21 protein-coding genes are annotated in these 24,679 nt (G+C 63.8%); 2 read left to right on the forward strand and 19 right to left on the reverse strand.

The window, feature by feature from the left end:
- Positions 1–50: 50 nt before the first annotated feature.
- A complete protein-coding gene (locus V3388_RS07105) occupies positions 51–2,645 on the forward strand; it encodes a bifunctional aconitate hydratase 2/2-methylisocitrate dehydratase (protein ID WP_336366832.1) in 2,595 nt (864 codons plus the stop codon).
- Between the two features lie 96 nt (positions 2,646–2,741).
- Here V3388_RS07105 and V3388_RS07110 read toward each other — a convergent pair whose 3' ends face one another.
- The 16 genes from V3388_RS07110 to V3388_RS07185 all read right to left on the reverse strand — a co-directional run bounded on the left by V3388_RS07110 (position 2,742) and on the right by V3388_RS07185 (position 20,765).
- Positions 2,742–3,500 (reverse strand): sulfite exporter TauE/SafE family protein, encoded by a 759-nt coding sequence (locus V3388_RS07110; RefSeq protein WP_336366833.1) that lies wholly within the window; start codon positions 3,498–3,500, stop codon positions 2,742–2,744.
- Entirely contained in the window at positions 3,500–5,656 is a 2,157-nt protein-coding gene (locus V3388_RS07115) for a TRAP transporter permease (protein ID WP_336366834.1), read from the reverse strand. The genes V3388_RS07110 and V3388_RS07115 overlap by 1 nt, the downstream gene beginning before the upstream one ends.
- A 2-nt stretch (positions 5,657–5,658) precedes the next feature.
- Positions 5,659–6,669: a TAXI family TRAP transporter solute-binding subunit gene (locus tag V3388_RS07120; protein ID WP_336366835.1), complete on the reverse strand. Its 1,011-nt coding sequence runs from the start codon at positions 6,667–6,669 to the stop codon at positions 5,659–5,661.
- A 201-nt stretch (positions 6,670–6,870) separates the two neighbouring features.
- Positions 6,871–8,358, reverse strand: coding sequence for a sodium/proline symporter PutP (gene putP / locus V3388_RS07125; RefSeq protein WP_336366836.1), 1,488 nt, complete (start codon positions 8,356–8,358; stop codon positions 6,871–6,873).
- A gap of 160 nt (positions 8,359–8,518) precedes the next feature.
- Positions 8,519–11,713, reverse strand: coding sequence for a bifunctional proline dehydrogenase/L-glutamate gamma-semialdehyde dehydrogenase PutA (gene putA, locus V3388_RS07130; protein ID WP_336366837.1), 3,195 nt, complete (start codon positions 11,711–11,713; stop codon positions 8,519–8,521).
- Between the two features lie 179 nt (positions 11,714–11,892).
- Positions 11,893–12,669, reverse strand: coding sequence for a helix-turn-helix transcriptional regulator (locus V3388_RS07135; protein ID WP_336366838.1), 777 nt, complete (start codon positions 12,667–12,669; stop codon positions 11,893–11,895).
- 74 nt (positions 12,670–12,743) lie between these two features.
- Positions 12,744–13,382, reverse strand: coding sequence for a dTMP kinase (gene tmk / locus V3388_RS07140; protein WP_336366839.1), 639 nt, complete (start codon positions 13,380–13,382; stop codon positions 12,744–12,746).
- Positions 13,379–14,443: an endolytic transglycosylase MltG gene (gene mltG / locus V3388_RS07145; RefSeq protein ID WP_336366840.1), complete on the reverse strand. Its 1,065-nt coding sequence runs from the start codon at positions 14,441–14,443 to the stop codon at positions 13,379–13,381. Before mltG ends, tmk begins: the two co-directional genes overlap by 4 nt.
- 5 nt (positions 14,444–14,448) lie before the next feature.
- Positions 14,449–15,273: an aminodeoxychorismate lyase gene (gene pabC / locus V3388_RS07150; protein ID WP_336366841.1), complete on the reverse strand. Its 825-nt coding sequence runs from the start codon at positions 15,271–15,273 to the stop codon at positions 14,449–14,451.
- The gene (fabF, locus tag V3388_RS07155; RefSeq protein ID WP_336366842.1) at positions 15,274–16,521 is read right to left on the reverse strand and encodes a beta-ketoacyl-ACP synthase II; all 1,248 of its coding nucleotides are present in this window, start codon (positions 16,519–16,521) and stop codon (positions 15,274–15,276) included.
- Positions 16,522–16,664: 143 nt separating this feature from the next.
- Positions 16,665–16,898 (reverse strand): acyl carrier protein, encoded by a 234-nt coding sequence (gene acpP, locus V3388_RS07160; RefSeq protein WP_336366843.1) that lies wholly within the window; start codon positions 16,896–16,898, stop codon positions 16,665–16,667.
- Positions 16,899–17,030: 132 nt separating this feature from the next.
- Complete coding sequence (gene fabG, locus V3388_RS07165) at positions 17,031–17,774, reverse strand: 3-oxoacyl-ACP reductase FabG (RefSeq protein ID WP_336366844.1); 744 nt, start codon at positions 17,772–17,774, stop codon at positions 17,031–17,033.
- 16 nt (positions 17,775–17,790) lie between these two features.
- Positions 17,791–18,729: an ACP S-malonyltransferase gene (gene fabD / locus V3388_RS07170; protein ID WP_336366845.1), complete on the reverse strand. Its 939-nt coding sequence runs from the start codon at positions 18,727–18,729 to the stop codon at positions 17,791–17,793.
- Positions 18,730–18,889: 160 nt separating this feature from the next.
- Positions 18,890–19,891, reverse strand: coding sequence for a phosphate acyltransferase PlsX (plsX, locus tag V3388_RS07175; protein ID WP_336366846.1), 1,002 nt, complete (start codon positions 19,889–19,891; stop codon positions 18,890–18,892).
- Positions 19,892–19,934: 43 nt separating this feature from the next.
- Positions 19,935–20,114, reverse strand: a complete 180-nt coding sequence (gene rpmF / locus V3388_RS07180) for a 50S ribosomal protein L32 (protein ID WP_336366847.1) — start codon at positions 20,112–20,114, stop codon at positions 19,935–19,937.
- Positions 20,115–20,195: 81 nt separating this feature from the next.
- Positions 20,196–20,765 (reverse strand): YceD family protein, encoded by a 570-nt coding sequence (locus V3388_RS07185; protein WP_336366848.1) that lies wholly within the window; start codon positions 20,763–20,765, stop codon positions 20,196–20,198.
- A 117-nt stretch (positions 20,766–20,882) separates the two neighbouring features.
- Here V3388_RS07185 and V3388_RS07190 point away from each other — a divergent pair, with 117 nt between their 5' ends.
- Entirely contained in the window at positions 20,883–21,473 is a 591-nt protein-coding gene (locus tag V3388_RS07190) for a Maf family protein (protein ID WP_336366849.1), read from the forward strand.
- Positions 21,474–21,490: 17 nt separating this feature from the next.
- Here the strand turns inward: V3388_RS07190 and V3388_RS07195 are convergent, their stop codons facing one another.
- The 3 genes from V3388_RS07195 to rluC form a co-directional block, all read right to left on the reverse strand.
- Entirely contained in the window at positions 21,491–22,522 is a 1,032-nt protein-coding gene (locus tag V3388_RS07195; protein WP_336366850.1) for a S49 family peptidase, read from the reverse strand.
- A gap of 65 nt (positions 22,523–22,587) precedes the next feature.
- The gene (locus tag V3388_RS07200; protein ID WP_336366851.1) at positions 22,588–23,235 is read right to left on the reverse strand and encodes an HAD family hydrolase; all 648 of its coding nucleotides are present in this window, start codon (positions 23,233–23,235) and stop codon (positions 22,588–22,590) included.
- The gene (gene rluC / locus V3388_RS07205; RefSeq protein WP_336366852.1) at positions 23,232–24,242 is read right to left on the reverse strand and encodes a 23S rRNA pseudouridine(955/2504/2580) synthase RluC; all 1,011 of its coding nucleotides are present in this window, start codon (positions 24,240–24,242) and stop codon (positions 23,232–23,234) included. The genes V3388_RS07200 and rluC overlap by 4 nt, the downstream gene beginning before the upstream one ends.
- Between the last annotated feature and the right edge of the window lie 437 nt (positions 24,243–24,679).

A 24,679-nucleotide genomic window follows, 5' to 3' on the forward strand; every position in this document is an offset into this window, starting at 1 on the left:
CGGGCCAGCGCCCAATCCGCGGGGCATTCCAACTGATGAGGGTCCATACCGTGTTAGAAGCCTACCGTGAGCACGTTGCCGAACGTGAAGCCCTGGGTATTCCCCCCAAGCCCCTGACCGCCGAACAGACCGCCGAACTGGTCGAACTGCTGAAGAACCCGCCGGCGGGTGAAGAAGAAACGCTGGTGTACCTGCTGGAAAATCGCATTCCGCCGGGCGTGGACGAAGCCGCCTACGTAAAGGCCGCGTTCCTGAGCGCCGTTGTCAAAGGCGAAGCAGCGTCCCCGCTGGTCAGCAAGGAGCGGGCGGTGAAGCTGCTGGGCATGATGCAGGGCGGCTATAACATCGAGACCCTGGTGTCCCTGCTGGACGACAGCAACCTGGCCGAGCTGGCCGGTGAACAGCTGAAGAAAACCCTGCTGATGTTTGACGCCTTCAACGACGTCAAGGAAAAGATGGACGCGGGCAATGCCGTGGCCAAGTCCGTGGTGGAATCCTGGGCCAACGGTGAGTGGTTCACCAGCCGCAAGAAAGTGCCTGAGAGCACCAAGATGGTGGTGTTCAAGGTCACCGGTGAAACCAACACCGACGACCTGTCCCCGGCCCCGGACGCCTGGTCCCGCCCGGACATCCCCCTGCACGCCCGCGCCGCCTATAAAATGGAGCGTGACGGCCTGAAGCCAGAAGAGCCCGGCGTGACTGGCCCGATGAGCCAGATCGACGAGATCAAGAGCAAGGGTCTTCCTGTTGCCTTCGTGGGCGACGTTGTGGGTACCGGCTCTTCCCGGAAATCCGCCACCAACTCCGTGCTGTGGTTCTTCGGTGAAGACATCCCGGGCGTGCCCAACAAGCGCGCCGGCGGTGTGTGCATCGGCAACAAAGTGGCCCCGATCTTCTTCAACACCATGGAAGACGCTGGTGCCCTGGTGTTCGAAGCCCCGGTCGACAACATGAACATGGGCGACGTGATCGAGATCCGTCCCTACGAGGGCAAGATCCTCAACGAAGCCGGCGACGTGATCTCCGAGTTCAAGTTCAAGTCCGACGTGATCCTGGACGAAGTGCAGGCCGGCGGCCGCATTCCGCTGATCATCGGCCGCGGCCTCACCAACAAGGCCCGCAAGGCCCTGGGCCTGGGCGCCACCGACCTGTTCCGTCTGCCCAAGGATCCGGAAGCCGGCACCAAGGGCTTCTCCCTGGCCCAGAAGATGGTGGGCAAGGCGTGTGGCCTGGACGAAGGCAAAGGCGTTCGCCCGGGCACCTACTGCGAGCCGCACATGACCACCGTGGGTTCCCAGGACACCACCGGCCCGATGACCCGGGACGAGCTGAAAGACCTGGCGTGTCTGGGCTTCCAGGCCGACCTGGTGATGCAGTCCTTCTGCCACACCGCGGCGTATCCCAAGCCGGTTGACGTGGAAATGCAGCACACCCTGCCGGACTTCATCCGTACCCGTGGCGGTGTCTCCCTGCGCCCGGGCGACGGCATCATTCACTCCTGGCTGAACCGCATGCTGCTTCCGGACACCGTGGGTACCGGTGGTGACTCCCACACCCGTTTCCCCATGGGCATCTCCTTCCCGGCCGGTTCCGGCCTGGTTGCGTTTGCCGCCGCCACCGGCGTAATGCCGCTGGACATGCCGGAATCCGTGCTGGTTCGCTTCAAAGGCGACATGCAGCCGGGCATCACCCTGCGCGATCTGGTCCACGCGATCCCGCTGTACGGCATCAAGCAAGGCATGCTGACCGTTGAGAAGAAAGGCAAGATCAATGAATTCTCCGGCCGCATCCTGGAAATCGAAGGCCTCGAGCACCTGACCGTCGAGCAGGCGTTTGAGCTGTCTGACGCTTCCGCTGAGCGGTCCGCCGCCGGTTGCACCATCAACCTGTCTGAAGAGTCCGTGGCCGAGTACCTGCGCTCCAACATCGTGATGCTGCGCTGGATGATCGCCGAGGGTTACGGCGACGCCCGTACCCTGGAGCGTCGTGCCCAGCAGATGGAAGCCTGGCTGAAGGATCCGAAGCTGATGCGCGCCGACAAGGACGCCGAGTACGCCCACGTGATCGAGATCGATCTGGCGGACATCAAGGAGCCGATCGTCTGCTGCCCGAACGATCCGGACGACGCCAAGTTCCTGTCCGAAGTGGCCGGCGACAAGGTGGACGAAGTGTTCATCGGCTCCTGCATGACCAACATCGGCCATTTCCGCGCCGCCGGCAAACTGCTGGAGCAACACAAGGGCGCCCTGAGCACCCGTCTGTGGATGTCCCCGCCCACCAAGATGGACCAGGCGCAGCTGATGGAGGAAGGCTACTTCAACACCTACGGCACCGCCGGTGTGCGCACCGAGATGCCGGGCTGCTCCCTGTGCATGGGTAACCAGGCGCGGGTCGCTCCGAAGAGCACGGTGCTGTCCACCTCAACCCGTAACTTCCCGAACCGTCTGGGCGACGGCGCCAACGTGTACCTGACCTCAGCCGAACTCGCAGCGGTGGGTGCGGTGCTCGGTAAGCTGCCGACCCCGGCCGAGTACATGGAGTACGCCAAGGACCTCAACAGCATGTCGAAAGAGATCTACAAGTATCTCAACTTCGATCAAATGGAGGAGTACACCAAGAAGGCCGCAGAGGCGAGCGTCGCCTGACGCCGCCCTGCCCTTTCGGGTGCCCCCGGCCTTTGGGCCGGGGAAACAAAAACGCCGGCCCCAGGGCCGGCGTTTTTGTTTGGGTGAGCGATACCCTCAGTGAAGCACCAGCCGCAACAGGATGGCGGCCACCATGGTCAGCGTCAGCCACTTCACCCACTGGGCGCCCCGGGGGCTCAGGTTCACCCGCACCGCCAGGAATGCCCCGGTGATGTTGCCCAGGGCCAGCGTTAACCCCATGCCCCAACGCACCTGATCGTTCAGGGCAAACACCAGCAGCGCCGGCAGGGTATACAGCAGCACGATAGCCACCTTGAACACGTTCACCTGGGGCAGATCAATCTTCAGGATCCGGTACAGCACCACAATGAACAGGGCGCCCACCCCCACCTGGATGAACCCGCCGTACAGGCCGATCAGAAACATGGCGAAATAGACCACCGGGCCCAGTCGTTCCGGCGTCAGTGGCCGGGTGTCCAGCCTTGGCTGAGGCAGAAGCATGAACACCGAGGCGCCCACCATCGCCAGCACCAGCACCACCTCGAACACCGCGTCCGGCACATCGGTGGCCAGCCAGGCGCCCAGCAGGGAGCCCAGAATCGCCGGTACCGCCAACAGCAAGCTGACCTTGAGGTTGCCGTGCCCCATGCGGCGGAAGCCGCCCACCGCGGTAACGCTCTGCAGGGTAATGGCCACCCGGTTGGTACCGTTGGCCACCTGGGGCGGCAACCCGAGGAACATCAGCAGCGGCAGGGTCAGCATGGAACCGCCGGCGGACAGCACGTTGATGAAACCCGCTACGCCCCCCAGGGCCAGCAGCGCCAGAACATCCGTCAACGACATGCTCAGGTCCATCAGGCCGCCGCTCCGCCCACGGTGGGCGACTGCCGCCCCTGCCGGCTGCTCCAGAGGAACAGGAGGATAAACAGCACCAGGCCAGCGGAATCAAACAGCACCTGGCCGTGGGGCCACAGCATCAGCAGGCCCACGGCCAGGGACAGCAGCCGGAACAGCGGATTGAGCGGGTGCTCCAGATAGCCTTCCAGCCCAGCGACGATGGCGTAGATGCCGAACAAGGCAAAGAAAAACACCCTGAGCATCTCAGGAATATCGCCGGTGATCAGCGGCGAGTAGGCAAACAGCAATGGCACGATGTACAGCCCCTTGGCCAGCTTCCAGGCAGTAAAGCCCGTGCGCATCTGCGGCGTGCCGGCAATGGCGGCGGCGGCGAAGGCGGTCAGGCAGACCGGTGGCGTTACGTTGGAGTCCTGGGACAGCCAGAAGATGATCATGTGAGCCGCCACCAGCGCCATGGACAGGGTTGCCGGAGACAGCGCCTGCTCCAGGAGCTGGTTGCTGAAGGTATCCGGGACCGCCGCCAGCATGGCCACCGCCGTGGCATGGTCCACCGGGCCGTTGAGCAGGCCCACCTTGTCGGGCGTGGCCAGCATGAAGATGGCCTTGGCCTGTTCCGGAAGGTTGCCGGACATGATCAGATCCACCAGTTGGCCGTGGGCAATCAATTGATAGATCGCCGGGGCCGACAGGGTCGCCAGCACGATGTAGGCCGCGGTCACCGGCAGGCCCATGCCCAGAATCAGGGACGCCAGTGCCACCAATACAATGGTGACCAGCAGGCTGCCGCCGGCCCAGTTGGTAATCATGATGGAGAAGGTATTACCAATGCCTGTCGTGGACACCACCATGACGATCAGGCCAACGGTAATCAGCAGGATCGCCGTGGTCACGATGTTCCGGGCGCCCATGGCGAGGGCGTCCAGAATGTCCCGCAGGCCCATCGGGTTGCCGGACAGCCAGGAGGCAACAATCACCGACGCAATGGCGATGCCCGCCGCGTAGGTGGGCGTGTAGCCGTAGATCAGCGCCGCCACCAGCACCACCAGCGGCAGCAGGAAATGCCATCCGCCCTTGAGCACCTCCGCCAGCTTGGGCGTCGCCTCTTCGTTGAGGGACACCGCGTTGCTGCGCTTGGCCTCCACCCGCACGAACATAGCCACCGAAAGGAAGTACAGCAGAGCCGGCAGCGTTGCCACGCCGATAATGGTGACGTAGGACACCTGTGTGTAGGACGCCATGATGAACGCCCCGGCGCCCATCACCGGCGGCATCAGCTGCCCCCCGGTGGAGGCGGCGGCTTCCACGCCGGCCGCGAACCGGGCCGGAAAGCCGGACTTGCGCATCAGCGGGATCGTAATCACCCCGGTCGATACGGTGTTGGCCACGCTGGAACCGGATACGGAGCCCATAAGGCCGGAGGCAAACACGGCCACCAGGCCGGGCCCGCCAACAAAGCGCCCCGCCGCACAGCGGGCCAGCTCGATGATGAATTCCCCGGCCCCGGACTTGACCAGAAAGGCGCCGAAGAGAATGAACATGAACACGTAGGTCCAGGAAATCCGGGCGATGGAGCCAAGCATCCCCTGCCCGCCGATGTAGGCGCGATAAAGAACCGTTTCCCAGCTCAGGCCCGGGAAATTGAAGATGCCGTCCACGTACTGGCCCCACCAGGCCACGTAGGTCAGTGCAATGACACACAGCACCGGGATAAACCAGCCCACGGTCCGGCGGGCGAACTCCAGCACCAGCACCACCGCCAGGATGGAGACAATCCAGTCGGGCGTGTTGAACGTGTACCCGCGCTGGTAGAGCGCGTCTTCAAACAGCATCAGATAGAACGCACACCCCAGGGCCAGCAGGCCGAGCACCACATCCACACCAAGCACCCATCGCTGGGCGCCGGGGGACGCGGTTTTGACCATCGGCGTCGTGAGGGTGCAGATCAGGCCGAACAGGCCGACGTGCAGCGCGGACGTCCACAGCTCCGACAGGGTCGATAAGGTGTTGAAGTAGAGATGGACCAGCGAGGTGGCCACCGCCAGCCAGAAGATCACCGGCCCCAGGAGCCGGTGATCCAGGCGCTCGCTCGCCTCGCTGTTGCTTTCGTCACGAATCTTGTCCAGGGATTCGCTGTGGGTTCCGGATTCCGCCACGGTTACTTCGCAATCAACCGGTCAGGAATGCTGATGCCCTGTTCCTTGTAGAACCGCGCTGCGCCCGGATGCAACGGCATCGGCAGGCCGGCGATGGCCTTTTCCAGCGCCATGGCCTTGGTGGCCGGGTGGATGTTGTTCAGGAACGGCAGGTTTTCGTAAATGGTCTTGGTGATCTGGTAGACGTCCTCTTCGGACACATCGTCCCGCACCGCCAGGATGTTGGGCTGGGCAATGGTGTGGATGACCTTGTCCTGGCTCGGGTAGGTGCCCGCCGGAATGTCGTACGGCGTCCACAGCTCGAAATCGCTATTGACCTTGGCCAGTTGCTCCGGGGTGAAATCCAGCGTGGTGATGTCATCACCCATGTTGGCGTAGGCCCGGGTCACCGCTGACGCTGGTACGCCCGCCGGAATGTTCATGCCCACAATGTTGCCGTTCTGCAGGGCGTCGGCGCTGGGGCCATAGCCGAGGTAGGCCATGTCAAGCTTGTCCAGATCAATGCCCGCGTGGCTCAGGATAAACCGCCCGGAGCCCTCGGTGCCGGAGTTACGGGCGCCGATGGAGAAGCTCTTACCGTAAAGATCGGTCATGTCGCTGATGGTGCCGGTCTTGGCCAGGTCCTTGCGGATCACGAAGTGCTCCACGTTCTGCCACAGCATGGACACCGAACGCAGGTTCTTGTACGCCTTCGGAACCGGGCCGGTACCGTTCCAGGCGTAAGCGCCGTAGAGCCCCTGGAGAATACCGAACTGGATCTGCCCCTCATCCATCAGTTTGAGGTTCTCACCGGACCCGGCGGAACTGATGGCAGAGAGGGAAATGTTCTGGGTCGGCTCCAGCTTCACTTTGATCAGTGTGGAAATCGCCACGCCGACCGGATAGTAGGTGCCGCCGGTGGTGGCGGTGCCCATCACGTACTTGCCTTCCGCCTGGGCCGTCATCGGCGCCAATGAGACCGCTGCGGCAGCGGCCAGCCCCAGGGCCGCGCGAGAAAACCGATTCTTGTTCATGATCCGTTGTCTCCTGATTTTATTGTCTGTTCTTGAAGGGATTTTAACCTTGAAACCTTAGCGTGCGAACGGCCCCGCCGCCAGCCCGCAGGCCGGCCAACTAGACCATGGTCGAACACCGGGCGCCTCAGGCCCGACACAAAAAAGGGGTGCCCGAAGGCACCCCCTGATCCGGTCGTTGTCCGGAGACAACAGCGAGGATCACTCCACCGGCTGATACTCGCCCTGGGTCTCGGTCATCATGCTCACCACGTAGATGGCGATGGCTGAGACAATGAAGCCCGGGATGATCTCGTAGATGCCTTCGCCACCCATGAAGCTGCTGCCCCAGCCCATGGAGATCCAGACAATGACGGTGACAGCGCCGGCCACCAGGCCCGCGACCGCACCGGAGCCGGTCATCCGAGGCCAGGTCAGGCTCAGGATGATCAGCGGGCCAAACGCGGCACCAAAGCCCGCCCAGGCGTTACTGACCAGGCCGAGCACCTGGGACGTCGGATCCCGTGCGATGAACGCCGCGATGATCCCTACCAGCAGCACGCAGATACGGCCGACGGTCACCAGCTCCTTGCCGGTCGCTTCCTTGCGCAGGAACAGCCGGTAGAAGTCTTCCGTCAGGGAGGACGAGGACACCAGCAACTGGCTGGAGATGGTGCTCATGACCGCCGCCAGCAGCGCCGCGTACAGGAAGCCGGTGATCAGCGGGTGGAACAGCATATCGGCCAGAACGATGAAGATGGTCTCGGGATCGGAGATGTCCAGGCCGTTACGGACCGCGTACGCACGGCCGAACACGCCCACACAGATAGCACCAATCAGAGAGATGGCCATCCAGGACATGCCGATGTTACGGGCCGCCCCCACTTCCTTGACGGAACGCACCGCCATAAACCGCACGATGATGTGGGGCTGGCCGAAGTAACCCAGGCCCCAGGTGACCGCCGACAGGAAGCCAAGGAAGGTGACCCCCTGGGTCCAGGACAGCAGGTTCGGATCCACTTGGTTAAGGGTCTCAGACGCCTGGGCGAAACCACCGCCACCCGGGCCCCAGAGGACCACGGCCGGCATGATGACCAGAGCCAGCATCATGATCACACCCTGGCAGAAGTCGGTCAGACTGACCGCCAGGAAGCCACCCACCACGGTGTAAGCCAGAACCACGATGAGGGTCAGCCAGATGCCTACGGAATAGTCGCTCAGGCCGCCAAAGTTGAAGATACCGGCGAAGGCGCTCTCGAACAGCTTGCCGCCCGCCACCAGGCCGGAGGCGGTGTACACCGCAAAGAACACCACGATAATGATCGCCGATACCATGCGCAGGGCCATGGCCTTACTGGGGAATCGGTTCGCGAGGAACGCGGGGATGGTGAGACTGTTGCCATAGCGTTCGGTCTGCTCGCGCAGGCGCGGGGCCACGACAATCCAGTTCACAAACGCGCCCACAAACAGGCCGATACCAATCCAGGCCGACGCCAGGCCGGTCACAAACAGCGCGCCGGGCAGACCCAGCAGCAGCCAACCACTCATGTCGGAGGCACCGGCAGACAGTGCCGCTACCTTCGGGCTCAGGTTACGCCCGCCAAGAACATAGTCTTCCGAGGAAGACGTGGACTTGCGCATCGCGTAAATCCCGATGCCAATCATGAGTGCAAAGTAGAGAAATAGACTGATCCAAACACCTATAGCCATGAGGCTCCTCCGGTTAGTTGAGTCGGGATAGATTCCGCTCTTCTTGTTCAGGCTCTGCCGTCCAGGCCTGTCGCACGCGCGTGCCAGTCATCAGCACTTCTGCGTTGTTGGTCTTCGTCGTCCCGTTGTTGTTATCTCGTTCTCCTGTTTTCCGGTGAGGTCAGACGCCGTGAAAGGCGGCATCGCTCTGGATGCGTTCAACCCCCAGCGACAGCAGGGAGGCGTTGCCGCCCATCGCCGTGGTGTTGACGGTTCTGGCCCGTTCCTGAACAAAACCCTGCAGGTAGTGGGGCCCGCCACTCTTGGCGCCCGCGCCGCAGCCAAATGGCTGAACGCCGGCGACCGCACCAATCTGGTGCCGGTTGATATAGCAGTTCCCGACCCGAACGCTCTGTTCAATATAGCTGGCGGTCGCCTCACTGCGAGTATGAATGCTCAGCGTCTGCACTCGCGGCGCCTGGTGAATGCGCTCAATGAGCTGCTCCAGCCGGTTGCCCGGGTAGCGAACCACCTGCAGGATCGGGCCGGGGCCCGCATCCACCAGGGGCATGCCGTCGGCAACCGCGTAGGCCGCCGGCGCCACAAAATACCCGCTCTGCTGGCCGCTATGCAGGGGCGCCCGGGCAATGCAGCGGGCGTTATGGTCCAGGCGGTCGACCGCCGCCCGGACCTGGGCACAGCGGCGGCCGTCCACCAACGGGCCCACATCGGTGGCCGGGGCGAGCGGGTCACCCACCGTCAGTTCGCGGATGGCGCCGGCGAGCATCGTTTCCACCCGGTCCGCCACGTCCGCCTGAACGTAGAGCACCCGCAGCGACGACTGGCGCTGCCCGGCGCTGGTAAACGCCCCGGCCACCGCATCCCGAACCACCTGCTCCGGCAGCGCGCTGCTGTCGGCCACCATGGCGTTCCAGCCGCCCGTACGGGCCAGCAGCGGGATGATCGGGCCCTGCCGCTGGGCGAGCGCCAGGTTGATCGCCTGGGCCTCGTCGTTAAAACCGGTGAAGGCAATGCCGGCAAGCCTGGGGTCCAAAAACAGATTGCCGTCAATCGAGTCGCCCTCACCGGGTAACAGATGAACCACCTCGCCCGGCACGCCGGCGTCCCGCATCAACTCGCACGCGCGAAAGGCCGTCAGGGACGCCTGCAGCGCCGGCCGCACCAGTACGGTGTTGCCCGCCACCAGCGCGGCGGTGATCTGGCCGATCAGCACCGATAACGGCGGATGGGCCGGGCTGAAGCAGGCAAACACGCCGCGCCCGGACAAGGTCAGTTCGTTGGTTTCTCCGGTTGGCCCGGGCAGCGCAATCGGGCTGCTCAGGCGCGCCCGGCCCTGGGCCGCGTAATATCGGCAGTAGTCCACGGCCTTGCGCACCTCTTCCACCGACTCCGGCAGGGCCTTACCGGCCTCGAGGCCGCACAGGGCGACCAGCTCATCGCGATGGGCTTCCAGCCGATCCGCCAGCGCTTCAACGTAGGCCGCCCGTTCGGCCACGGGCCGGCGGCTCCATGCGGGGAAGGCATCGGACGCGGCGTGCAACGCCGCCATCACATCCCCGGGCTCGGCCAGGTTAACGGTGCCGACGATGCGCTTTTCATCCTGGGGCGCATGCAGCGCCCGCTGGCCACCTCCGGCCCGGGGTCTGCCCTCGATAACCGGGCTGGCCTGCCAGCTGGCCTCCCGCCAGGCGTGCTGCGCCCGCAACAGAGCCGACCGCTGCACGTCCACACGGAGGTTCAAACCCGCCGCGTTCCGGCGCTCAGCGCCGTACAAATCGACCGGCCGCGGAATACGGTCGTTACGCAGGCTGGGGTATTTTTGCAGCTCCCAGACCGGGTGGCGCACCAGCGCCTCCACCGGTGTCGCCGCATCCACCAGGCGGTGCACGAACGATGAATTGGCGCCGTTCTCGAGGAGCCGCCGCATCAGATAAGGCAGCAGCTCCTTGTGAGCCCCCACCGGCGCGTAGATCCGAACCGGCACGTCTTCGCCGTCCCGCACCTGCTCGTACAGGGGCTCACCCATGCCGTGCAGGCGCTGCAGCTCAAAGGGCCGACGCCGATCCCGGGCCAGAACCAGCACCGACGCCACGGTCTGGGCATTATGACTGGCCAGTTGGGGGTACAGACGGCCCCGGGTGTGATCGCTGAACAGGTAGCGGAGGCACGCCTGGAACGACGTGTCGGTGCCCTCCTTGCGGGTAAACACCGGGTACTCTTCCAGACCCAACTGCTGGCTGCGCTTGATTTCGCTGTCCCAGTAGGCACCTTTGACCAGGCGGACCGGAATCTCATCGCCCTGGTCCCGGGCCAGCCGGTTTAACCAGCACAGGGCCGGCAACGCCCGCTTGGAATAGGCCTGAACCGCCAGCCCAAAACCGCTCCAGCCCCGGCAGATATCGTCATCGTAGACCTGCTCAAACAACTTCAGGGCCAGCTCCAGGCTGTCCATGTCCTCCGCATCCAGGGTGATGGCCACGTTGCGCTCTCGGCCCCGGGCCACCAGCCGTCGTAAGGTCTCCCCGAGTTCCTCCAGAACCCGCGACTCCTGGGTGCTGTCAAACCGGGGATGCAGGGCCGACAGCTTTACCGACACGGACGGGCGAGGCACCGTGCGGCCACAGTGTGGGTCCGCGCCCACGATATCGATGGCGTTCAGGTACTGGTGGAAGTAGCCTTCGGCGTCGTCCCGCGTCAGCGCCGCTTCGCCGAGCATGTCAAAGGAATAGGTGAATCCGCGGCGGCAGAGGCTACGCCCGTTCTCGATTGCCTCGCCGATGGTGGGCCCGAGCACGAACTGCTCACCAAGAATGCCCATGGCCCGGTACAGGGCGCTCCGGATCACCGGCTCGCCGCTGCGTTTGATCAGCCGTTTCCAAATGCCGGACGGGGAGCCATCCAGTCGCCGGTCCATGCGGATAACCCGGCCGGTGAGCAGCAACCCCCAGGTCGAGGCATTCACCAGCGTGGACTCGCTACGGCCAACGTAGCGCTGCCAGTCCGCCATGGACAGCTTGTCTTCGATGAACGCGTCGGCAGTGGCTTTGTCCGGGATGCGCATCAGCGCCTCCGCCAGACACATCAGCAGGACGCCTTCTTCGGTGTCCAGGCTGTATTGTTGCAGCAGGGCGTCGATGGTGTGAACGGTATCGGTGCGGGCCCGCACACGGGAAATCAGGCCGGTGGCCCTTTCGGTAATGGCTCGCTGCTCGGCGGTGTCACTGTCCGCCAGGGCAATCAGCTCTTTCAGGTAGGCCGCTTCGTCAACGACATAGTTGGACGTCAGGGCATCCCAGAACCAGGTTCTGGACTGCTCCTGAAATACGGGCTCGAGTGCCCGGCTGGCCTGAAACATGACGCCCCCTCGACGGCTCCGATACCCGGCAGCCAGTGTTGTCCTTTTTATCCGAGTTGCGCCGCATCCGGGGCGCAGTCTTGCTTGGCGTATAACTTAGTATTACTACGCATGTCCGGCTTGCGAATTTCTACGATTCTTTTTCAAAATCCTACGGACCTGCCCGTAAGAGCCGAGCATCAGGCGCCTGTGGCCGCCTGGCGAAGCCGGGAGGGAGTGGTACCCCGGTGTTGGCGGAGCGCGTTGGTGAGGGCACTCTGGGAGGAAAAGCCGGTCCGATAGCTGACTTCGGACACCGATAGCGGGGTGGAGCACAGCAACTGGACCGCCTGGTCGATGCGGATGCCAATCACAAACTGGTGCGGCGTCACGCCGGTGACTTCACGGAACATTTCGTGGAACCGGCTGACGCTCAGGCAAGCAATGCCGGCGAGATCCTCCACGCGAATCCGCCGGTGCAGGTTTTCCATCACGTAGCGACGGATCATGTCCGGGTTGATCACACTCCGGCCGGCCACCGCCGGCACATCCCGCAAGTGGCCGGCCAGGCAGTGCAGCAGGCCAGCCGCCAAGTGACGCTGCAGATGAGGGTTGTCCGGCGACCGATCGAACTCCTGGGCGGTAAACTGCACCATCGCCTGCAGACGGCTGTCGAGGGCGACCACCCGGGGCCGTTCAAACATCGGCGCCAAGCGCTCGTATTCCGAGTGCATCGGGCTGTTCAGTGGCGGCGCGTAAGGGTCCAGGTTGATCACCAGAACATGGTTTTCCGGATCGCCACAGAAATCGTGGCGAGCTTCGGTAGGCACCAGGCAGGCTTTCCAGGTATCCAGGTGGGCGTTGGTGCCGTCAACGCTGAGGTCGGCCTCGCCCCGAACGCCCACCACAATCTGGTGGTGTTCGTGGCGGTGCTGGTGGGACGCCAGAGGCAACTTCAGCAGTCGTGCGTCAAGCATGTCGACGGGCATCGTGTAGGCGAATGTCCGTTAAGTTAAGCAGAATTGGGCAAAAAATGCACGAAGTCGCCCAATCAGGTCGATCGGGACTCGGCCACCAGGGACGTCAGCAGGCTGGTCACATCTCGGGTGACGTCCGCCAAGGTCCGGGACGCATCAACCCGGTGATAGCGTTCCGGTGCGGCGGCGGCGCGGGCGTGGTAGGCCTCTCGCACTCGCTGGAAGAACTCGGCCCGTTCCTGCTCAAACCGGTCCAGCGCGCCCCGGTGGCGGGCCCGGGCCATGCCCACATCCACCGGCGCATCGAGCAGCACCACATGGTCTGGCCGAACATCGCCCTGAACCAGTTGTTCCAGTTGGGCGATGCGGTCGGCGGACAAGCCACGGCCACCGCCCTGGTAGGCAAAGGTGGCATCGGTAAAGCGATCACAGAGCACCCAGCGGCCGGACTCGATCGCCGGCAGAATACGGCCGTACAGGTGTTGGGCCCGGGCGGCAAACACCAGGAGCAGCTCGGTGAGGTCGTTCATGGCTTCGTCACGGGGTGTCAGCAGCAGGGCCCGGATATCTTCGGCCAGCGGGGTTCCACCCGGCTCCCGGGTGACCAGCACATCCACCCCCAGATCGGTCAACGTGCGCTCGGCCTGGGCCAGCTGGGTGGACTTCCCCACCCCTTCGGTGCCCTCAAAGGTGATAAAGCGTCCCCTACTCACGGCGCAGCCTCTCCGGTGTTGGTGGTGTCAGGCGGTGGCGCCGACCGGTAGTCGTCCCGACGGTTCAGTTGAAACTGACGAACCGCTTGCTGATGCGCTTTCAAGGTGGCGGAAAACTGGTGCGTGCCGTCCCCCCGGGCGACAAAGTACAGGGCGTTGCCATCATCCGGATGCAGAGCTGCGTGAATCGCCCCCTTACCGGGTAACGCAATGGGTGTGGGTGGCAGGCCGTTTATCCGATAGGTGTTATAGGGGGTATAGGTTTTCAGATCCCGCAGGGTAATGCCGCCCTGATAGTCATCGCCCATGCCGTAAATGACGGTCGGATCGGTCTGCAGGCGCATGCCCTTTTGCAGGCGTCGCACAAACACCCCGGCGACCTCGTTGCGCTCTTCCGGAACACCGGTCTCCCGCTCAACGATGGACGCCATGATCAGGGCCTCATAAGGCGTCTCGTAGGGCAGCCCATCGGCGCGGTTCTGCCACTGCTCGGCCAGCACTGTCGACATTCGCTGGTACGCCCGCTTCAGCACGTCCAGGTCGGTGTCACCGCCGGTGTACAGGTAGGTATCCGGGAAAAAGCGGCCCTCCGGATGCTCGCCCTCGGCGCCCACCGCCTTCATGATGTCGTCGTCGGTCCAGTCGCGGGTCTTATGGGCCAGGTGCTCGCTCCGGGCCAGCGCCTCGCGCATGTCGTGGAAGGTCCAGCCTTCGATAATCCGCACTTGCCATTGTTTGACGTCACCCCGGACCATCGAGGCCACCATGTCCAGTGCCGACATACCTGGCTGGAACTCGTACTCCCCCGCCCGGATCCGCGACTGCTCCGGAACGGCGCGGCCATACAGGCGCAACCACAGGCTGTCGGCCACCAGGCCTTCGTCTTCCATGCGCCGGGCGGTGGCGGAGAAGGACGCGCCGTGGGGCACCTTGAACAGCAGGGGTTCGGTCAGCGCCACCGGCGCCTTCAGGGTTTGCAGGCCCTGCCAGGCCCACAGGCCCGTACCGGCAGCCACCAGCACCGCAACACAGACGAGGAGTATCAGTAACTTCTTGAGCAAACGCGTTATTCCAAAGTGTCCAGCGGGTCGCAGATTGTCGCAAGTCCGGCATCGACAGGCAAATGATGCCCGGCCACGCTGGCCACCGGAACCACGCCCAGAACGCTGTTAAGTAGATAAAAACACCGGCAGTCGCCGTCCATCAGGTCTGCCAGCTCCAGAGGCACCTCCGCCACCGGCTCGCCCCGCGCCCTCAAACGTTCCAGTACCCATTGGCGCATCACGCCGGCCACCGCCAGGCTGGCCACAGGCGGGGTTTTCCAGCCGTCGGCGCGTCGGATCAGCAGATTGGTCCGGGTGCCTTCCACCAACTGACCCTGGGCGTTGGACTGAATCAGTTCAAACAGCTCCGGGGTTAGATCCCGGGCGGCCATCACCTGCTCAAGGCGATTGAGGGATTTGATGCCGGCGAGCATCGGATTGACGGCAAGGGGTACCGGTGAAAAATCCACGCTGACCCCGCCCGGCGCCGGCAGCGGCGGCATCGGCGATGCGCTGACCAGCAGGTGCGGCCGCATCCCGGCGTCCGGGCGATAGCCCCGGCCGCCGGCGCCCCGAGTGAGGGTCAGTTTCAATACCCAGTCCCCGGGCTCCGGCCGGTCACCGTAGCGTCGCACCGCCTCCGCCACCACCGGGCGCAGCGACCGGTCGTCCACAGGAATTCCCAGTCGCCCGGCATCCCGCGCCAGCCTCGCCAGGTGCCGTCCCAGAAGGGTTCCCTGTCGGCCCCGCATGCGGATGGTTTCGAACAGGCCATCGCCGTAGGCCAGCCCCCGGTCCGCCGGTGGCAGGCCACCTTCTTCGGCCCAGAATACGGTCAGCGGCCGCATTCAACCCTCGAAGCGGCGGAAAATCAGGGTGCCGTTGGTACCGCCGAACCCGAAGGAGTTCGACAACGCCACCCGAACATCGGCGGCCCGGCTCTGGTGCGGCACAAAATCCAGATCGCACCCCTCATCCGGGTGGTCCAGATTGATCGTGGGAGGCAGGACACCGTCCCGCAGCGCCAGCACCGAGAAGATCGCCTCCACGGCCCCGGCCGCCCCCAACAGGTGGCCAGTCATGGACTTGGTGCTGCTGATGGCCAGGGCTTCCGCGTGGCGGCCGAACACCGATTTCACCGCCCGCACTTCGGCAACGTCACCCACCTGGGTGGATGTACCATGGGCGTTGATGTAATCGATATCCCCGGGGGTGAGCCCGGCATCCCGGATGGCATTGACCATGGACCGGGCGGCACCCTCCCCGCTTTCCGGGGGCGCGGTGATGTGGTGAGCGTCGTCGCTCATGCCAAAGCCGACGACTTCACCGTAAATGGTGGCGCCCCGGGCCTGGGCATGTTCCAGGGATTCCAGCACCAGCACCCCGGCGCCGTCGCTCAGTACGAACCCGTCCCGGTCACGATCCCAGGGCCGGCTGGCCTGTTCGGGCGCGTCGTTACGGGTGGACAGCGCCCGGGCGGCGGAAAAGGCCGCGACGCCGGTGCGGGTGGTCGCCATTTCCGAACCGCCGGCCAGCATGACGTCCGCATCGCCGTAGGCGATGGTGCGGGCGGCGTAACCGATATTGTGGGTGCCGGTGGTGCAGGCGGTCACGATGGAAATGTTGGGGCCGCGAAAGCCAAAGCGGATCGCGGTGTTGCCGGCCACCATGTTAACCACCGAGGCGGGCACGAAGAACGGCGACACCTTGCGGGGGCCGGACTGCTCCATGAGGATGACGTTCTTCTCGATGTACTCAAGCCCGCCGATGCCGGAGCCAATGGCCACCCCGACACGGTCATGGTCCAGCGACGCACAGTCACTCAGCCCGCTGTCGGTCACCGCCTGCTGGGCGGCAACCAGCCCGTAATGGATAAAGGCGTCCAGTTTGCGGGCGTCCTTCGTCGAGAGGTACTGGTCCAGATCCAGGTCCCGGACGGCTCCGCCAATCCGAGTGTTGTAGCCGGAGGCATCAAACCGATCGATCATACCGATCCCGCTGCGCCCGTCCCGAATGGCCTGCCAGGCGGTCGGCACATCGTTACCTACCGGGGACACCATGCCCATGCCCGTGATCACAACCCGTCGCTTCGTCATATCCTCGCCTGCCTGATGCTGTCGTTCCTTGCGTGTTGGGTAGTCGTCCACGACCGATTCACAGGCAATAAAAAAGCCGTCCTTCGAGCATTCGCAAGGACGGCTTTTCTTACTGCCTGGCTTACAGAATCAGTCGCCGAGTATCAGGTGTGCGCGACGATGTAGTCGATCGCGTCCTGAACAGTGCCCAGCTTCTCGGCCTCTTCGTCGGGAATCTCGGTTTCAAATTCCTCTTCCAGTGCCATAACCAGCTCAACAGTGTCCAGTGAGTCAGCGCCGAGATCCTCTACGAAGGAAGAAGAGTTCTGAACTTCGGACTCTTTAACGCCCAACTGTTCACAAACGATCTTCTTCACGCGCTCTTCAACTGTACTCATAATGTCCTCACTTTGTGTGTCAACCAAGCAACTCAAGTGCTGCCAGTTTAGTGTAAACCCTACCTGCAAACAAGCAGGGACTCATTCCAACATGTTGCGCCACAAGGCGTTGCGCAAAAGCCCCCCAGGGGCCTATCCCATGTACATGCCACCGTTTACGTGAATGGTCTCACCCGTCACGTAGCCCGCCGCCTCAGACGCCAGGAAGGCGACCACCGCCGCCACTTCCTCAGGCTCACCCAGGCGACCGGCGGGTATGATGTCCAGCATAGACTGCCGCTGACGGTCGTCCAGCTTTTTGGTCATATCCGTGTCGATAAAACCCGGCGCCACGCAGTTCGCGGTAATGCCCCGATTCGACATCTCCTTGGCCAGACTGCGGGTGAAGCCCTCTACACCGGCCTTGGCCGCGCAGTAGTTGCCCTGGCCCGCGTTGCCCATGCCAGCGACGACGGAGCTGATGTTAATAATACGACCCCACTTGGCCTTGGCCATGCCCCGCAAAACGGCTTTGCTGGTGCGGTAGACGCTGGAGAGGTTGGTCTCAATGACCGCAGACCAGTCGTCGTCTTTCAAGCGCATCAGCAGGTTGTCACGGGTGATGCCTGCGTTGTTGACCAGAATCAGGGGCGCGCCGGAACGCTCGGTGACCGCCTTCAGGCCCGCGTCGATGCTGTCCGGGTCGGATACGTTCATCACCAGGCCGTAACCTTTCAGACCGGCTTCGTCGAACGCCCGGCTGATGGCCTCGGCGCCCGCGTCGCTGGTGGCCGTACCGGCCACCTCAACGCCCTGGCTTGCCAGCGCCATGGCGATGGCTTTACCGATACCCCGGGTCGCGCCAGTCACCAGCGCCACTTTTCCTTCAAGAGACATGCTCAAACTCCTGTGATCAGCCCTGGCCCAGGGCGTCTTTGGCCGCGGCGAGGGCTTCCGGTTCATCCATACCGTATACCGTCAGGCTACGGTCAATGCGCTTGATCAGGCCCGCCAGCACTTTGCCGGGGCCGCACTCCACCGCCGAAGACACGCCCTCATTCACCAGCAGACGGACCGAATCGGTCCAAAGCACCGGCGAATACAGCTGTTTGAGCAGGTTCGCCTTCAAGGTATCCGCCACGGTCTCGGCCTTGGCGTGCACATTCTGGACCACCGGGATGACGGCATCGTTAAACCGTACGTCGTTGAGGGCCTCGGCCAGCTCTTCCGCCGCACCCTTCATCAGCGCGCAGTGGGACGGAACGCTGACCGCCAGCGGCATGGCCTTGCGGGCGCCTTTTTCCTTGCAGGCTTCGATGGCGCGATCCACTGCGGCGGCAGAACCGGCAATGACGACCTGGCCGGGGGCATTGAAATTGACGGCGGACACCACGTCACCCTGGGCGGCAGTCTCGCAGGCAGCGATCACGTCGCTATCATCCAGGCCCAGGATGGCGGCCATTTTCCCTTCACCCACCGGCACGGCCTGCTGCATCAGCTCACCGCGCAGGCGAACGAGCTTGACCGCCTCGATGAAGTCCAGACTCTCGGCCGCGACCAAGGCGCTGTATTCGCCCAGACTGTGCCCCGCGACGAACGCCGGGGACACACCGCCGGAGACTTTCCACTGCCGCCAGAGCGCAACGCTCGCGGTCAGCAGGGCCGGCTGGGTGACCATGGTCTGGTTAAGCTCCTCGGCCGGCCCGTTCTGGCACAGATGCCAGAGATCGTAACCAAGGACGTTGGACGCTTCTTCGAAGGTCTTGGCGATGATAGGCCAGTGCTCGCCGGCGCCCTGGAGCATGCCGACCGCCTGGGACCCTTGTCCTGGAAAAATAAAGGCTGATTTCATAACGCGAATCTTATCGTCGATGAGGGGTTCGGGAAGATTAGCCAATAGTACAAGTCTGGCCCATTATCCGCGACCCGCGCCGCGGGGACCGACAGACTTTAGTCTCACACCGGGCCGAACCCGGGTTCAGGCTTTGGCCGGGGTCACTGAAAGGCACGCCTCAGAGCATCAGATCGTCCAGGCGCTCGTTGATACGGCGGGGCACTTCGAGACTGACCTCGGTGACCGCCTGGCGGATCGCCGCCAGCATCGCCCGCTCGTTGGCGTTGCCGTGGCTTTTAATCACCACGCCCTGCAACCCCAACAGACTGGCGCCGTTGTGACGGGACGGGTCCATCAACTGCAGCAAGCGCCCAATAATGGGGCGAGCCAGCATACCCACCAGCCGGCCATAGAGGGTGCGAGTGAACGCCTGCTCCATCAGTTCGATCAGCAGACCGGCCACGCCCTCGCCGGTTTTCAGAGCGATGTTCCCCACGAAACCGTCACAGACCACCACGTCGGCCACGTCCCGGAACAGATCGCTGCCTTCCACGTAACCGATGTAGTTCAGGGTCTCGCACTGGGCCAGCATGTGGGACGCCAGACGAACCTGCTCGTTGCCCTTGATCTCCTCTTCCCCGACGTTCAGCAGTGCCACCCGTGGTTCGGTCTGGTTGCAGATGGCCGAGGCCATCAGAGAGCCCATGAGCGCGTACTGATACAGGTTCTCCGCTGTGGAATCGACGTTGGCACCGAGGTCCAACACATGACACCGGCCCCGGAGAGAGGGAATGAGTTTGGCGATGGCCGGACGCTCAATGCCCGGATACATCCGGATAATGCTGCGGCCGAAGGCCATCAGTGCACCGGTGTTGCCGGCGCTGACGCAGCCCTGGGCCTCCCCGTCGCGCACCAGGGACAGGGCGACGGCCATGGAGGAGCTTTTCTTGTGCCGGAGAGCGTGGGACGGGCGCTCGTTCATCCGGACCACATCCGCCGCCTCAACCACCCGGATTCGGGCGTGGCCCTCACGCAACAAAGCCTCGAGCTCACTCCGGATACCCACCAGAATCAGACTCAAGGCTTCGTTTTCGCGAACCGCGCGCAGCGCCGCTGGCACCACGATCTCCGGGCCGCGGTCACCGCTCATCGCGTCAATGGCAATGGTGATTGGGTTCACCGGAGTTCCATTGGCCACGGGCAGCGGTCAGTCACAGCGGAACTTACTCGTCCCGGGATTCGACAACCTGCTTGCCACGGTAGAAACCGTCCGGAGACACGTGGTGACGACGATGCACTTCGCCGGTGGTTGCGTCGGTGGACAAAGTTGCCGCGCCCAGGGCGTCGTGTGAACGACGCATGCCGCGCTTGGAACGGGTCTTGCGATTTTGCTGTACAGCCATGGTTTTGCTCCTGACCTGTTAAACGTCATCAAAAACGTGTGTTCGTAACTGGCACCCGCGCTCGAAGGCCGCGCGCACCGCTCAATGTTTCGTCTTTTTCAGTTCCGCCAGCACGCTGAACGGATTTTCCGCCGGGGGTGTCTCGTCGGCACTGGCCGCCTCGGCCTCCAGCGCCTCCACATCCGCGCCAGCAGGACACTCGGACCTCTCGTGCAGGGGAAACGGCGGAAGAATCAACAACAACTCGTCTTCCACCAGCGTCCACAGATCGGCCGCGTCTTCGTCCGTCAGGAACGGTTCAAGGTCCCGGGGCAACTGTTGCGCCTGCTCATCGCTGATCACCAGCCCTAGACGGAACTCGGATGTCAACGGATGCGGCATTGGCCCCATACAGCGCTGGCACTCGACCGTGACCCGGGCATCAAGCGTACCTTCCACCTGATAACGCCGCTCGCGGTCCCGGCCAAACGTCAGCCGGACCTGGCAAACCTCGCCGCCGTCCAGCGCAAATACCGCGTCGCGGAAGCGAGACAACGCCGCCAGGGGAACTTCTCCCTCCAGTGTCACGTTCTGCTCCGCAAGCCGGTAAGGATTCACCGACTTGGGCAATTCGGCATTCGACGGAACCGTCGGGTGTGTCGGGTTTGACATAGGCGCGCAATTTTAGGGGCGCAGCCCTGCGCTGTCAAAGACTTCGTTGCCTCCGGCGGCCGGAATGCGCTAGAAATAGGGGTTTATTCCCATACACCCTACTCCAACCGGTGCTCCATGACCCAACGCCTGGTCCTCGCCTCGTCGTCCCCTTACCGAAAAGCGCTGCTTGAGCGCCTGGGCCTGCCGTTTGACTGCGCCAGCCCGGACATTGATGAAACGCCCCTCCCCGGCGAACGCCCTGACATCCTGGCGACCCGGCTGGCGTGCACCAAAGCCGCTGCCCTGGCCGATCGCTATCCAGACGCATGGATCATTGGGTCAGACCAGGTGGCGGCGCTGCCGGACGGCACGCTTCTGGGCAAACCCGGCAGCCATGAGCGGGCGCGGGCGCAACTGGCCGCCAGTCAGGGCGGCCAGGTCACGTTTCATACCGGGCTCTGCCTGCTGGAGGCGCGCCCGGACGGTCGCCGGCTGACCCACTGTGAACCGTTCACCGCTCACTTCCGCACCCTGACGGACCAGGAGATTGATCGGTACCTGCGCCGGGAGCAGCCCTACGACTGCGCCGGCAGCTTTAAAATGGAGGGGCTGGGCATCGCCCTGTTCGAGCGACTGGAAGGCCGCGATCCCAACAGCCTGATCGGGCTACCGGTGATCGCGCTGATCGACATGCTCCGTCAGTGGGACTGCAACCCACTGGACTGATCAGGGGATCACGACCGTTACTGGAGGCTCAAGCGGGATTCCAGCAGATGGCCGGCAAAGCCCTCACCAAACGACACCCCAAGCCGATCGATCCAGCCTTCGAGCGCGGACTTCCGGTGGCTGTAATCCACCAGCTCTTTGGCGCCAATCACGTCCCGGGCCACACTGGAGGCGCTGCCAAGGCCGTCAATCAGCCCCAGCGTCTGGGCCTGATCCCCGCTCCACACCAGGCCACTGAACAGCTTCGGATCGTCCGCCAGGCGATCACCTCGGCCGGCTTTCACGGCATCAATGAACTGCTTGTGGGTGTTCTTGAGGACCGACTGCCAGAACTGCACCTCCTCAGGCTTCTCCGGCGAGAAGGCGTCCAGGAAGGCCTTGTTCTCACCCGCGGTGTACAGCCGGCGGTCCACGCCCAGCTTGTCCATCAGCCCGGTAAAGCCGAAGCCGCTGGCGATCACCCCGATGGACCCCACCAGGCTGGCGCGGTTGGCGTAGATCTGGTCGGCGGCGGAGGCAATGTAGTAAGCACCGGACGCGCCGATGTCGGAAATCACCGCGTAGACCTTCTTGTCCGGGTGCAACGCCCGGAGACGACGGATTTCATCGTACACGTAACCGGCCTGCACCGGGCTTCCCCCCGGGCTATTGATGCGCAGGATGACGCCCCTCGCCTGCTCATCGTCAAACGCCTTACGCAGCGAATCGATCAGGTTGTCCGCGCTGGCCAGTTCGTCCGCCGCAATTGGGCCGTTGACGTCAATGACGGCGGTGTGCGGCCCGGCGGACGCCTGCTCCAGGCCCGTTTCCAGGGGCGTGCGAATCAGGAACAGCAGGGCAAACAGGTAGCCGAAGGTCAGCACTTTGAAAAAGATGCCCCAACGGCGGCTGCGGCGCTGCTCGGCCTGCAGCGACATCACCAGCTTCTCAATCAGCTTCCATTCCCGCCCGGTGCCCGGCGGCCTGGAGGCCTCGCCCTGCGGCTTATTCGGGCGGGCTGCCGGTTCGTCATCCCAGGCGGCCGGCTTGTCCGAATCCCAATCGCTCATGCCCTGCGCTCCTTTTCTTTATCCCTGTGTCGCTGTGTCCGTGATCTTACGTTCGGGCCCGGCGATCAGACGCCCAGTACTTCCCTCAGCTCCGGCACCGTCGAGACGACGGCCGCCGGCTCGTAGGCCGACAGCACGTCACGCTTGTGTACGCCCCATTCCACGCCAATGGACGGCATGCCGATACGGCGGGCCATGTCCAGATCGTATCGGGTATCGCCGATCATCACCGCCTCAGACGGATCAATCCGGTAGAAATCGAGGATTTCCTCCAGCATCAGCGGGTCCGGCTTGGAGCGGGTCTCATCGGCGCAACGGGTAATATCGAAATGAACCCCGAGCCCGCTGGTGTCAAGCGCCTTCGCCAGCCCCCGCCGGCTCTTCCCGGTGGCCACCGAACAACGGCGGCCGCTGCTGCGCAGATCTGCCAGCACCCGGGCCATGCCATCAAACACGTTCTGGGGCGTGGTGACCTTGCTGAAAAAATAGCGGGCGTAGCCTTCGCGGATGGCGTTCATACGGTCCCTGGAGATGCCCGGATACAGCTTCTCCAGCGCTTCCACCATCCCCAACCCGATGATGTCCCGGTAGGCTTCGCGCTCGAGTTCGGGAAACCCGAGGTCGGTGGCCGCCTGGTGCAGGCTGTCGGCAATATGTTCGACGGAATCCACGAGGGTGCCGTCCCAGTCAAAGATGACTACCTTTACATTCATTCACTCTGCTCCAGCTGTCGTGCCTCAAGTAACCGGAGGACACGTTGGTACGCTTCATCATACGGGGCTTCAAGGGTCATGGGCGTCTCGCTTCCGGGCAGCCGGAACGTCAGCGCCCGGGCGTGAAGCATCAGGCGCTGGCCACCCAGGGCCCGGAACGCCTTCTGCCCGGCGTCGTCCAGGTATTTGTCGTCGCCGGCAATCGGATGGCCGGCAAAGGCGGCGTGCACCCGGATCTGATGGGTGCGACCGGTTACCGGCGACGCCTCCATCAGCGTGTAGCCCTGATAGGCCTGCAGCACCCGGAACCGAGTCAGCGAGGCCTTACCGGCGGCATCCACCCGCACCCGGCGCTCGCCGTTCGGCATGTCGTAACGCAACAGGGGCTCGTCCACCTGGGCAACCCCGGCGGGCCAGCCCCCCACGACCAGCGTGTGGTAGACCTTGGTGATGCGCTTCTGGCGTAGCTCATCCTGGAGAAACCTCAGTGCCGAGCGCTTCTTGGCGATCATGACCAGGCCGGAGGTATCCCGATCCAGCCGATGCACCAACTCCAGGAAGCGCGTCGCCGGCCGGGCCGCCCGCAACACCTCGATCAGGCCAAAGCTCAGACCGCTGCCGCCGTGCACGGCAATGCCGGAGGGCTTGTTCACCACCAACAGCTCGTCGTTCTCGAACACCACGGCGTCTTCCATAACGCTCTGAACGCGGCTGCCGGGTCGCACCTCTGGCTTCTGCTCCTTGCGCACCACGGGCGGAATGCGCACCTGATCGCCGGCGCGCAAGCGGGTATCCGGACGTGCCCGCCCTTTATTGATGCGCACCTCACCCTTGCGGACGATGCGGTAGATAATGCTGCGGGGCACGTCACGAAGCTGGGCCATCAGGAAATTGTCGAGCCGCTGGCCATCGTTATCGGCGTCGACCGACACCAGGCGAACCCCCTGGCGAACGGACGGACGTGAGGAAGAAGGGGACGGTGATCTGCGCGCAGGCCTTGATGTCATGAACCTTCCTGAGGGGCGGCGCCCAGGGTGATTGAACGCCTGCCACATTGCTGTTATATTCCGGCATGCTTTGCCGTTTGTCTACGGCCTGGCCCACTCTAGCCAGAAGCCGGAGCGGCAGAAGTATACCGACACTATCAGAGAGTTTGAACGCCGACGCCCCGGATTACCGCGGCCATCGGCGCAACGCCAGCTTCCGGCCCGCGCCGGGCGAGTCCCTGAGCGACCGCCCAGAGCCCCGGAAGACGGCACAAGAAGCAAGGTAAAACCGACCGGAAAACCGTCGGGCGACATCGCGAAGAATCCATCGCACGCAAGGCCGGGCCGTCAGCTAACCAATACGACGTGAGACCCAGGACCTGTGTGAACCAGAATTTGGACAACATGCGTCAACAGACATCTACCCTAATCGACTCTTCCCTGCCCTGTGGCAGTCG

It is taken from the genome of Marinobacter sp. C2H3, from assembly GCF_037080155.1.
GTDB lineage: Bacteria > Pseudomonadota > Gammaproteobacteria > Pseudomonadales > Oleiphilaceae > Marinobacter.

What these genes read in the sequence shown, in the direction of transcription:
- V3388_RS07110 (WP_336366833.1), bottom strand. Translation starts at nt 3,500, where the DNA reads ATGGACCTGAGCATGTCGTTGACGGATGTTCTGGCGCTGCTGGCCCTG.
- V3388_RS07120 (WP_336366835.1), bottom strand. Translation starts at nt 6,669, where the DNA reads ATGAACAAGAATCGGTTTTCTCGCGCGGCCCTGGGGCTGGCCGCTGCC.
- putP (WP_336366836.1), bottom strand. Translation starts at nt 8,358, where the DNA reads ATGGCTATAGGTGTTTGGATCAGTCTATTTCTCTACTTTGCACTCATG.
- putA (WP_336366837.1), bottom strand. Translation starts at nt 11,713, where the DNA reads ATGTTTCAGGCCAGCCGGGCACTCGAGCCCGTATTTCAGGAGCAGTCC.
- V3388_RS07135 (WP_336366838.1), bottom strand. Translation starts at nt 12,669, where the DNA reads ATGCTTGACGCACGACTGCTGAAGTTGCCTCTGGCGTCCCACCAGCAC.
- pabC (WP_336366841.1), bottom strand. Translation starts at nt 15,273, where the DNA reads ATGCGGCCGCTGACCGTATTCTGGGCCGAAGAAGGTGGCCTGCCACCG.
- fabF (WP_336366842.1), bottom strand. Translation starts at nt 16,521, where the DNA reads ATGACGAAGCGACGGGTTGTGATCACGGGCATGGGCATGGTGTCCCCG.
- acpP (WP_336366843.1), bottom strand. Translation starts at nt 16,898, where the DNA reads ATGAGTACAGTTGAAGAGCGCGTGAAGAAGATCGTTTGTGAACAGTTG.
- fabG (WP_336366844.1), bottom strand. Translation starts at nt 17,774, where the DNA reads ATGTCTCTTGAAGGAAAAGTGGCGCTGGTGACTGGCGCGACCCGGGGT.
- fabD (WP_336366845.1), bottom strand. Translation starts at nt 18,729, where the DNA reads ATGAAATCAGCCTTTATTTTTCCAGGACAAGGGTCCCAGGCGGTCGGC.
- rpmF (WP_336366847.1), bottom strand. Translation starts at nt 20,114, where the DNA reads ATGGCTGTACAGCAAAATCGCAAGACCCGTTCCAAGCGCGGCATGCGT.
- V3388_RS07185 (WP_336366848.1), bottom strand. Translation starts at nt 20,765, where the DNA reads ATGTCAAACCCGACACACCCGACGGTTCCGTCGAATGCCGAATTGCCC.
- V3388_RS07190 (WP_336366849.1), top strand. Translation starts at nt 20,883, where the DNA reads ATGACCCAACGCCTGGTCCTCGCCTCGTCGTCCCCTTACCGAAAAGCG.
- V3388_RS07195 (WP_336366850.1), bottom strand. Translation starts at nt 22,522, where the DNA reads ATGAGCGATTGGGATTCGGACAAGCCGGCCGCCTGGGATGACGAACCG.
- V3388_RS07200 (WP_336366851.1), bottom strand. Translation starts at nt 23,235, where the DNA reads ATGAATGTAAAGGTAGTCATCTTTGACTGGGACGGCACCCTCGTGGAT.
- rluC (WP_336366852.1), bottom strand. Translation starts at nt 24,242, where the DNA reads ATGACATCAAGGCCTGCGCGCAGATCACCGTCCCCTTCTTCCTCACGT.